Genomic DNA, 8,681 nt, shown 5'->3' on the forward strand with positions numbered 1-8,681 from the left:
TCCGCGAGACGCTTATTCTCTTTGCGAAGCCGCTCCAACTCAGCCGCATCAGCCCTTTGGCGGCGCTTCGCTTCCATCGAGCCGAACGCCTCAATCTCCAGCCGCCAGGTTTTCAACTGCGTGCCGGTGATCCCCAGCTCTTTCGCGACGCTGCCCTGCGTCGCGCCTGGCTCATAAAGCCGTTCAACCGCTGCAGCTTTGAATTCGTCCGTGTATTTCCGTCGATGTCGTCCCATCTCGTGCTCCTCTCGTGGACAGGGGTAAAGTACCCCGCTGTCCGGAGACAGGGACGAAGATCAGTTAAGCGAAAGAATTTTGCAGGACAGACAGCATAGCCTTGTGTCCGTGACCTATTGTTCAGCGTACCAAAAACGCAACTCGGACCAGTTGGTGCGCCACAAGAAGTACATCGAGGCACTCGAGCATAGTGGCGTTCAAATTCAGCTTGGACATTATATGGTGGGCAGCAGCAAGCCATGCTTCCATTGCGGGGGAACCTCGGAAGAGCTTAACGAGAAGCAAACCGATATCAACCTAGCCTTGTGTTTGTTCGCGGACGCGATGCGGAATCATTTTGATTGGGCGTATTTAGTAAGTGCCGATAGCGATCAAGCCGCAACTGCTAGGTTTTTAAAGAAACATTTTCCTGAAAAAAAATTAGTAACTGTGGTACCACCAAATCAACAGCTATCCCAGAACATTATGAATTTCGCCGATGGGAAAAGGAAATTGAACCGAGATGATATCGAAAAATGTAGGTTCCCAAGCATCATCCAAACAGAAACGGGTTTTATCCGCTGCCCTCGTGAGTACGAGTAGACCAAACACAACAGCCCTTCCGCTTTTCCAACATCCGAACAGCGTCACGGCGTCTGGCGTGGCGTAGGGCCTGAACCACCTTGTAGACAACAGAGTTACGCAACGGCGTATCTGTGATCTCTAGGCCCTTCTCAGCCATCACACGCTCTGCCAGTTCGCGAGTGTTGAGCGGGCCATCGGCAAGGTGGCGCTGGCATATCTCGGCAATCTCGCCTTTGGCGAAGAACCCTTGCGAGACGATATAGGCGCGGCTCCCGTCAGACGGCCCGTCTAAGATTTTCAAGGTCGCGTTGATGTGTGCCAAATCATGCTTGGCTTGTGCAATCTGCGCTTCGTGACGCTTGATCGCGCCAAGGATCTCCGCGCGCTTCCGGTTCAGGGTCTGAATGACAAGGTCCATGACCGGATAATGATTCACATCACCAGATCATGCAGCTAGATTGTTGGTGCGCTTGATACATAAGGCCGAGTTCCTGAATGGCGAAACCTTCTACAGCCTGCGCGAGGCGCAGATCCTGATCGAAGAATGGAGGAAACACTACAACACGAAACGACCACACAGCGCATTAGGCTACCGCCCACCGGCCCCGGAAACCGTCGTCACGATGGACCGGAGGCCCGTCATGCACTAACAATCAAATTGGACCACTCAAGTGGGGCTGATCAGCAATTCAACTTGCAGGGGCAATTCTCGGCGGGCGGTCTCTAACGCTTGCGCGGAAAATTCCGAATTAGAAACAATTACCGCTCTATTGAAACCGCAAGCTTGAGCGGAGCCAATGACCTGATGAACGCTGGAGACAGAGATCCTTCGATGCCTATTGAAGTGTTTGTTGACCACCGCAACAGTTTCGCCATTACCGCGACTAGCAACAAAGTCATGCCCTTTGTCTCCATAGGATCTGGTTCTTTCGAACTCAAAACCTTCGGTCGCAAATAGGGGCATGAGAGCCGTAGCAATTTTTGACTCGATCCACCTATACTTCGGCTCGCGGATTGACTGAACCTCCTCAATGGCGCGGACAATGTCACGATGCGCTGCTTTCGATATCCCCGGTTGTTTCTCATCGCCTTCCAAAAAAATGCCTCCCTGATCTTCGCTCTCGACGTGCGCTTCGAAAAAGGACGAACCATCGGGTTTGATGCTTGCTTCTACTCAACACTAAGTGGTTGGTTGTCGACCAGACAAAAACCGGCCGTCGGTGAACATGTCTTCTCTGACTCATAATACGGCTATTATTCGGCACGGTCGACCATGGCCAATGCGTCGACTTAGCGAGTGCAGCGAAAGTCCGGTTCAGTGTAGCTGCACTGTGGTGTTGAATGGACTGATGAATGGCAGGTCTGGGCCGAGTGTGAAGATGTGGTCCTGAACGATCTCACCTGACGTGCCGCATCGCCGAATGTCCGTTGTTGACGTTGCTTCGGGTCGCTCATCGCATGTACGCTGAAGTGCTTCGAAGGCGGGCTTGGAGCTAAAGCGTGCAGTAGACGCATCTTCTCATTCGAACGGTCTCTCGACAGACCAGCGCGCCTCGCATCAATGCCCGCAGTCCTAGCCGCTCAGGGCGTTTTTCGGTCTGCTGTAATTGACACCCGGGCACGGGGCATCGATACCTGATGCGTATGATCAGCCCTCAATCAACCCCCCGCTATACACCCGCCGATGATCGGTATGACCGCATGGAATACAGATATTGCGGGAGGTCGGGTCTAAAACTGCCACGGATAAGCCTCGGGCTGTGGCACAATTTTGGTGGCGACACGCCGCACTCTCTCAAGCGTGAACTGTGCCGTACTTCTTTTGACAATGGCATCACACATTTCGATTTGGCTAATAACTACGGTCCGCCCCCAGGCTCAGCCGAAGAGGCCTTTGGCGAGATACTAAAAACCGATTTTGCCGGTTATCGGGATGAATTGATTATCTCAACCAAGGCGGGATACGGTATGTGGCCCGGGCCCTACGGTGAGTGGGGAAGCCGCAAGTACCTGATTGCGTCTTGCGACCAATCGCTCAAGCGAATGGGGCTCGAGTATGTTGATATCTTCTATTCGCATCGCCTGGACCCGAACACACCGTTGGAAGAGACAATGGGCGCATTGGACCAGATCGTAAGATCTGGCAAGGCGCTCTACGTCGGAGTTTCGAGCTATAACAGCGAACGAACGCGCCAAGCGGTGGAAATCTTGAACGATATGGGCACGCCATGCATCATTCACCAACCCTCGTACAACATTATCAATCGCTGGGTAGAGCGTGATGGGCTTTTGGAAACGCTGGACGATCTGGGCGTTGGGTCGATCGTTTTTACCCCCTTGGCACAGGGTATGCTGACTGGAAAATACCTGAATGGTATTCCAGCGGAAAGCAGAGCCGCGCAAGGCAAGTCATTGGACAAGGACTGGTTGACGGAGGATGTTATCCGGCGACTGAACGGGCTGAACGATATCGCCAAAGAGCGGCGACAGACGCTGGCGCAAATGGCGATCGCCTGGGTGCTGCGCGGGAACGTGACCACCGCGCTGATTGGGGCCTCAAAGGCAAGTCAAATTGAGGAATGCCTGCTCGCCATTGAGAACACGACTTTTACTGACGAAGAACTGAGCAAGATCGACGCTTTGGCCGATAGTAGTGATGAAATCAATATCTGGTCACAGTCCTCGGAAGGCGTATAACGCGCCACGAAAGGTCGCTTGCCATATGTAAGCTTCGTTAGCCAATTTGAATTCGACAATCCCTCAATTTCCCGCCGACCACAAATGTCGGGAATGGGGGCTGCGTCCGCAACATGCGGATCAATCGGTGAGTGTCCGGTTTGGGCCGGTGACTCCCCAAGCAGGGGCGATTTGTTCAATCCCTTGCCCTCTGAAATGATCTGAAATTGATCGATAGGACTGTAAATGAAAGCCAAATTATTAGACGCACGTCAATTATCTGAGTGCCTTGAAAAATTGATTGATAAGCACGAAAGTATCTCAATAGCGGTCGCCTGGGGACATTTGATCCCGGTTGCGAAAACACTGCTGAGAAACAAATCAAAATTTGAAAGTGTGATTTTTGGTTTGGATTTTTCCGCTAGCGACCCTGATTTAATTGACCTGTTGGTGGACGTCCCCAACGCTTTTGTTGCGAAAAATAGACCTGGATGCTTTCATCCGAAGATATACTATTTTCAAACAGGTAGGTTGGCTGAGGCGATTATCGGGAGCGCCAACTTCACCCGCGGCGGCTTGGGTGAAAATTTTGAAGCGAACATTTATATTCGCGGAAATACTGACTCGACTATCTTCGAAGAAATCCGAAACCAGCTTACCGCATACAAGAAGCTTCGCATTAGGATCACGAATGAATTGGCTGCGAGTTACCGACTCCAAGCGAAGGCTGCAAGTAGACAACTGAGAGCGAAAAATCCAGTTTTTCCCAATGAGAGGGATAAATGGAACCGGTTGAATTCGAAGATCGCAACTATGTCGTGGAACGATTTTTCTGAGCGCGCTCGTAGAGACAAACACCATGACTACTCTAAGCGTATTGAGTTGGTACGGGCCATCCAAACGATGTTTGCGAAGAGTGGATCCTTCATGGATCTATCGGTTGCGGAGCGGAAATGCGTTGCTGGTCTTCTACGTGGCCCGGAAGCTACAGAAGCCAAACTTGAAGGCTACGACTGGGGGTGGTTTGGCTCCATGAGTCGAGCGACCGTGTTTTTAAGGGCCATCGAGCGGCAAGAGTTAGGAATTGCGAAGGCCTTGGATCAAATTCCAAAACGTGGTGGCGTCACTCGACATCAATTCGAGAAGTATGTTGACACCTTCCGAGAAGCTCTTCCCGCTAGGGACCCAATTGGCACCGCGACGCGCTTGATTGCGATGAAACGACCAGATTTATTTGTTTGCGTAGATGGTCCTAACAAGAAAGGCCTGGCGAGGGCGCTCAACTTTTCACCATCGACTCTATCACTTGATAACTATTGGGACAGGATCATCGAACCCGTCCGTCAGGCACCTTGGTACAATTCTGAACGCCCTTCAGGTCCTGATATGGAACTTTGGGATGCGCGCGTAGCCATGTTGGATGCAATTTACTACAGTCCTTAACGATGGCATCAGACCCTGAGCTGTTCGATCACTGACGTCAGCTCTCAGCGACTGAGAGTTAAAGTAAGAAAGATCGCTAAGTCCCAAAATAGCGCTTATCACCCTCCAATTGCTCCAGACGATTGCGAGCTTTCCTGCTCGGCTATGTCCGCTTCGGAGATGCTGCACTGCGTCGGCGCGCCCCTCGGCCAATGGCCGCAATGGGCCGAGACCGGCGGACCGGTTGGCTTCGATTGCTTCGGATGGTGAGTAGCGATGTTAGACTGAATTGGGCCGTCCTCGATATGGTCTGGCGCCACGCAACTACAAATGCCGCTCCGCATCCGAGATCGACAGTGAGACTGACTTACCGGGTTCTGTAGGATAGAGAAATGACCTGCCTGACAGCTTCGGCCCAATGCGTTTCGCGAGGTGGTTTCCTCGATCCACCCATCACCCAAAAGCTTCATAGATCCGGACCAACGCACGACGTACCTCTGCGAGATGGCGGTCGTCGTCGTGTGTCACGAGCCATTGGTTATGGCCAAGCTCGCTCACGATTGGGCCAGCTCTTTCGAGCTCTGCATGTGCATCCCCAATGAAGGTGGGAAGAATCGCCCGGCCCATACCGCGCAGGACAAGATCGAGCGCAAGGCGCGGTGCATCGGTCTCTACGGCGGTTGGGTCTCCACATTGCTCGGCCACCCATCGCGCCGATGGTGTGTCCGCCCTGACGACGATCCAGTGATCGGGGGCGTCGCGTGTGGCATATGGAGCGAACTCGACCCGCCGGAGTTGACGGCCGGCGAGGCCACCCTCAGTCGGCCGTTGCGAACGAAAGCCGATTGCTGCTTCGCGCCGGGGGATAGACAGGACATCCTCTCTCTGGAGGAGCCTTATACGAAGGTCGGGTGGATCGCCTATCAATGCAGGCAAGCGGTCTGCAAGGGCTAGCATTGTCCATGTTCCCGCCGTGATCCTGACGACAGGAAGCGCAGTCTTTGAGTCCTGCAACGTGGCGCGCGCGATGGCCGCCTCGGCAGGCAAGAGATCGGCCAGAAGGCGCTCACCATCCTCTGTCAGCCCGTAGCCATGAGTGCGCCGCACGAAAAGCTCCCGACCTAGTTTGCGCTCGAGAGCCCGCATGCGTCGACCGAGTGTCGGAGCGCTGGAACCGATGTCGCGCGCAGCCGCCGACAGCCCGCCATGGCGCGCGATTGCGAGGAAGGCAGCCATGTCATTCCATTCGACGGGGTCACTTTGCCGGCCCTTGCTGCCGACCCCAGTTGTTTCACTCATGAAATGACCTCTTCATTTCGCGTCGTTCCGAATATGAACTTTGGCCCGTAGGCTCTTTGCAACTGAATTCGAAAGGACGCCGCCATGAACACGCCGACCAGTAATGCCAAATTCACCGAGATGCCCTCAAAACGATTGGGGCAAACGGGGCCGACCGTGTCGCTACATGCTCTTGGGACGATGACTTTTGGTGCCGAGACCGATGAGAGTGATGCGCATCGCATGCTCGACCTCTTCGTCGACCGTGGCGGCAATTTGATCGACACTGCGGACGTCTACTCAGATGGCGCGTCGGAGGAGATGATTGGACGATGGGGCAAAACCCGAGGCCATATGGATGACTTGATTGTTGCCACTAAATGCCGCTTCAGCCCCACGCCCGGCAGCCAGGGCGGGTCACGCCGCGCGGTATTCAAGCGCGTCGATGCCAGCCTGCGCCGCCTGAATCTGGACTCTATCGACCTGTTATTCATCCATGGCTGGGACGATGAGACGGATGTCGCAGAGACACTGGCGGCGCTTGGTGATCTGGTGCGGGCGGGTAAGATCCATCACGTGGGTTGGTCGAATGTCACTGGCTGGCAGCTGGAACGCATCTGTAGCGCTGCTGCGGTGAACGGCCTGCCCGTTCCCTGTGCCTTGCAGCCGCAGTACTCGCTTCTCGAACGCGGTATCGAGTTAGAGGTGCTGCCCTGCGCACTGGAAAACGGAGTTGGCCTGACCCCATGGTCGCCCTTGGGCGGCGGATGGCTCACTGGTAAGTACGCGGCTGACAAGCGCCCCACCGGCCAAACTCGTCTCGGCGATGATCCAAACAGGGGGGTCGAAGCTTATGACAAGCGCAATACGGAGCGCACCCATAGCATTCTACGCGCCGTTTCAGCTGTCGCTGAGTGCCACGGCAGGCCAATGTCACATGTCGCGCTTGCATGGCTTGCCAGTCGTCCCGGGGTCGCGTCGATACTGCTTGGCGCACGGAATGCCGACCAGCTGGCAGCCAACCTCGACGCGGCGGACTTCGCGCTCCACGAGGAGGAGATCAAAGCCCTCACGCAGGCCTCCGACGCTCCACTCCCGGATTATCCCTACGGGTTTGTCAGAGACTGGTCGGGGGTCGCGCACTGGGACCGGTTCCGCGCCTCGTAGCAAGCTAAAAGCAGAACAAGTTCAATGCCCTTCAAGAAGAAAGGTGATTAAAGTCAGCGTGCACCGCAAGTCCACTCGTCCCGCACAGTTTGAATTCCGAATATACAAGAAATTCGCAGTCGCGGCGAAAGTCCGGTCTAGCGAAGCCGCGCCGCAGCGCTTCACTACACGGGCAATGTCCGGAGTGGGCCGTTCTGGGAGAAGAAGTTCGCAAATTTCCCGGTCACCAAAACCTGTCGCAGTAGTTCTCGCGGATCATGATCGCGCCAATGTCGCGTCCATCTGGCAATTGGCAATTGCCAACTTCTCTGTCGTAGCTTTGACGGCCTTGCAGCCGACAGTGCAGATGGTTTCCCGCCACCAGTTTCTGCATTCGTTGTTTGGCTCGCTGTCCCTTTGCGGTGTCGAGCTCTGCGCAGTCGAGTGATGCCAGTCTTATCGGGGTAGCACCGATCTCGATTGTATCGCCGTCGCGAACATGGGTGACCCGCCCCTCAAGCAGTTCTTCGCCTGGAAGACGCGGAATCCTGGTCACGTATTCCGGGAAGCGCGCCTTGAACCAAAAGGAAACAGCGAGTGCACAAATGCATAGAAATACTGCGCGATTGATCGTTTGAAGCAGAGAGGGCCGACGCTGCTTTGACCTCCGAATCCTCTGAGTAGTGCGGTTTGAGACTGAACTTCGTCCGTGTCTCCGGACAGCGGGGTACTTTACCCCTGTCCACGAGAGGAGCACGACATGGGACGACATCGACGGAAAAACACGGACGAATTCAAAGCTGCAGCGGTTGAGCGGCTTTATGAACCGGGCGCGACGCAGGGCAGCGTGGCGAAAGAGCTGGGGATCACCGGCACGCAGCTGAAGACTTGGCGGCTGGAGATCGAGGCGTTCGGCTCGATGGAGGCCAAACGTCGCCAAAAGGCTGATGCGGCTGAGCTGGAGCGGCTTCGCAAAGAGAATAAGCGTCTCGCGGAGGAAAACGAGATCCTGCAGATAGGTGAGCAGGCGAACGCCATTGGTCCGAGAGAGCCTGCGCACGCTTTTTTCGCGTCTCGGGCGGTGAAACCACGATGAACAAGCGCGCCTTCATCACTGCCCACAAAGCTCAATACGGGGTTTCGACACTCTGCCGGCTGGTCCGCCTGTCACGCAGCTGGTTCTATGGGCATCACGCCAGCCAGGCGGCCCGTGATGACCGTCGGGAGCGGCGATCCGCACGGGACAAGGCGTTGCTGGAACGGATCAGTCATTTTTTCAAAGCCAGCAAACACCGTTACGGGTCCAAGCGTATCCACCGGGATCTGCGCGCTGACGGGGAGCGCGTCTCGGAGCGGCG

11 protein-coding genes and 1 pseudogene are annotated in these 8,681 nt (G+C 55.1%); 7 read left to right on the forward strand and 5 right to left on the reverse strand.

Translation table 11 applies throughout. The annotated features are described in order from the left end of the window. Positions 1-236 (reverse strand): transposase (locus FEV53_RS18715; RefSeq protein WP_142836221.1); only part of this gene is annotated, 236 nt, incomplete at its 3' end. A 37-nt stretch (positions 237-273) separates the two neighbouring features. Between FEV53_RS18715 and FEV53_RS18720 the strand changes: the two genes are divergently transcribed. Then, positions 274-819, forward strand: coding sequence for an NYN domain-containing protein (locus tag FEV53_RS18720; RefSeq protein WP_142836222.1), 546 nt, complete (start codon positions 274-276; stop codon positions 817-819). On the opposite strand, the gene FEV53_RS18725 is transcribed toward FEV53_RS18720, so the two are convergent. Next, positions 791-1,219, reverse strand: a complete 429-nt coding sequence (locus FEV53_RS18725) for a hypothetical protein (RefSeq protein ID WP_142836227.1) — start codon at positions 1,217-1,219, stop codon at positions 791-793. The genes FEV53_RS18720 and FEV53_RS18725 overlap by 29 nt on opposite strands. A 67-nt stretch (positions 1,220-1,286) precedes the next feature. Between FEV53_RS18725 and FEV53_RS18730 the strand changes: the two are divergent. After that, positions 1,287-1,451: pseudogene (locus tag FEV53_RS18730) on the forward strand (integrase core domain-containing protein); the annotation flags it as partial. Positions 1,452-1,468: 17 nt separating this feature from the next. Here FEV53_RS18730 and FEV53_RS18735 read toward each other — a convergent pair. Further along, a complete protein-coding gene (locus FEV53_RS18735; RefSeq protein ID WP_142836223.1) occupies positions 1,469-1,897 on the reverse strand; it encodes a restriction endonuclease in 429 nt (142 codons plus the stop codon). 542 nt (positions 1,898-2,439) lie between these two features. On the opposite strand from FEV53_RS18735, the gene mgrA reads away from it, so the two are divergent. Both mgrA and FEV53_RS18745 read left to right on the forward strand, forming a co-directional pair. Further along, positions 2,440-3,498 carry an L-glyceraldehyde 3-phosphate reductase gene (gene mgrA / locus FEV53_RS18740; RefSeq protein ID WP_281283558.1) on the forward strand — a complete coding sequence of 353 codons (1,059 nt, stop codon included), beginning with the start codon at positions 2,440-2,442 and terminating at the stop codon, positions 3,496-3,498. 225 nt (positions 3,499-3,723) lie between these two features. Beyond that, positions 3,724-4,920 (forward strand): phospholipase D family protein, encoded by a 1,197-nt coding sequence (locus tag FEV53_RS18745; RefSeq protein ID WP_142836224.1) that lies wholly within the window; start codon positions 3,724-3,726, stop codon positions 4,918-4,920. A 432-nt stretch (positions 4,921-5,352) separates the two neighbouring features. Here FEV53_RS18745 and FEV53_RS18750 read toward each other — a convergent pair whose 3' ends face one another. Further along, entirely contained in the window at positions 5,353-6,198 is an 846-nt protein-coding gene (locus FEV53_RS18750; protein ID WP_142836225.1) for a LysR family transcriptional regulator, read from the reverse strand. Positions 6,199-6,282: 84 nt separating this feature from the next. Here FEV53_RS18750 and FEV53_RS18755 point away from each other — a divergent pair, with 84 nt between their 5' ends. Then, on the forward strand, positions 6,283-7,344 hold the full coding sequence (locus FEV53_RS18755) for an aldo/keto reductase (RefSeq protein ID WP_221931677.1): 1,062 nt from the start codon (positions 6,283-6,285) through the stop codon (positions 7,342-7,344). A gap of 223 nt (positions 7,345-7,567) precedes the next feature. Here FEV53_RS18755 and FEV53_RS18760 read toward each other — a convergent pair whose 3' ends face one another. Continuing rightward, entirely contained in the window at positions 7,568-7,879 is a 312-nt protein-coding gene (locus tag FEV53_RS18760; protein ID WP_142836226.1) for a thermonuclease family protein, read from the reverse strand. A 204-nt stretch (positions 7,880-8,083) separates the two neighbouring features. Here FEV53_RS18760 and FEV53_RS18765 point away from each other — a divergent pair, with 204 nt between their 5' ends. Both FEV53_RS18765 and FEV53_RS18770 read left to right on the forward strand, forming a co-directional pair. Next, positions 8,084-8,419, forward strand: coding sequence for a transposase (locus FEV53_RS18765; RefSeq protein WP_221931678.1), 336 nt, complete (start codon positions 8,084-8,086; stop codon positions 8,417-8,419). Then, positions 8,416-8,681, forward strand: a 266-nt coding sequence (locus FEV53_RS18770; RefSeq protein WP_142835877.1) for an IS3 family transposase, incomplete at its 3' end; no start/stop codon positions are given. The genes FEV53_RS18765 and FEV53_RS18770, both read left to right, overlap by 4 nt.

Origin of the sequence: Palleronia caenipelagi (assembly GCF_007004065.1) — a bacterium.
In the GTDB taxonomy this organism is placed as follows: Bacteria; Pseudomonadota; Alphaproteobacteria; order Rhodobacterales; family Rhodobacteraceae; genus Palleronia; species Palleronia caenipelagi.

Bases quoted from the DNA above. Each gene is read 5' to 3' on its own strand.
- FEV53_RS18725 (WP_142836227.1), bottom strand. From the start codon at position 1,219: ATGGACCTTGTCATTCAGACCCTGAACCGGAAGCGCGCGGAGATCCTT.
- mgrA (WP_281283558.1), top strand. From the start codon at position 2,440: ATGCGTATGATCAGCCCTCAATCAACCCCCCGCTATACACCCGCCGAT.
- FEV53_RS18745 (WP_142836224.1), top strand. From the start codon at position 3,724: ATGAAAGCCAAATTATTAGACGCACGTCAATTATCTGAGTGCCTTGAA.
- FEV53_RS18750 (WP_142836225.1), bottom strand. From the start codon at position 6,198: ATGAGTGAAACAACTGGGGTCGGCAGCAAGGGCCGGCAAAGTGACCCC.
- FEV53_RS18755 (WP_221931677.1), top strand. From the start codon at position 6,283: ATGAACACGCCGACCAGTAATGCCAAATTCACCGAGATGCCCTCAAAA.
- FEV53_RS18765 (WP_221931678.1), top strand. From the start codon at position 8,084: ATGGGACGACATCGACGGAAAAACACGGACGAATTCAAAGCTGCAGCG.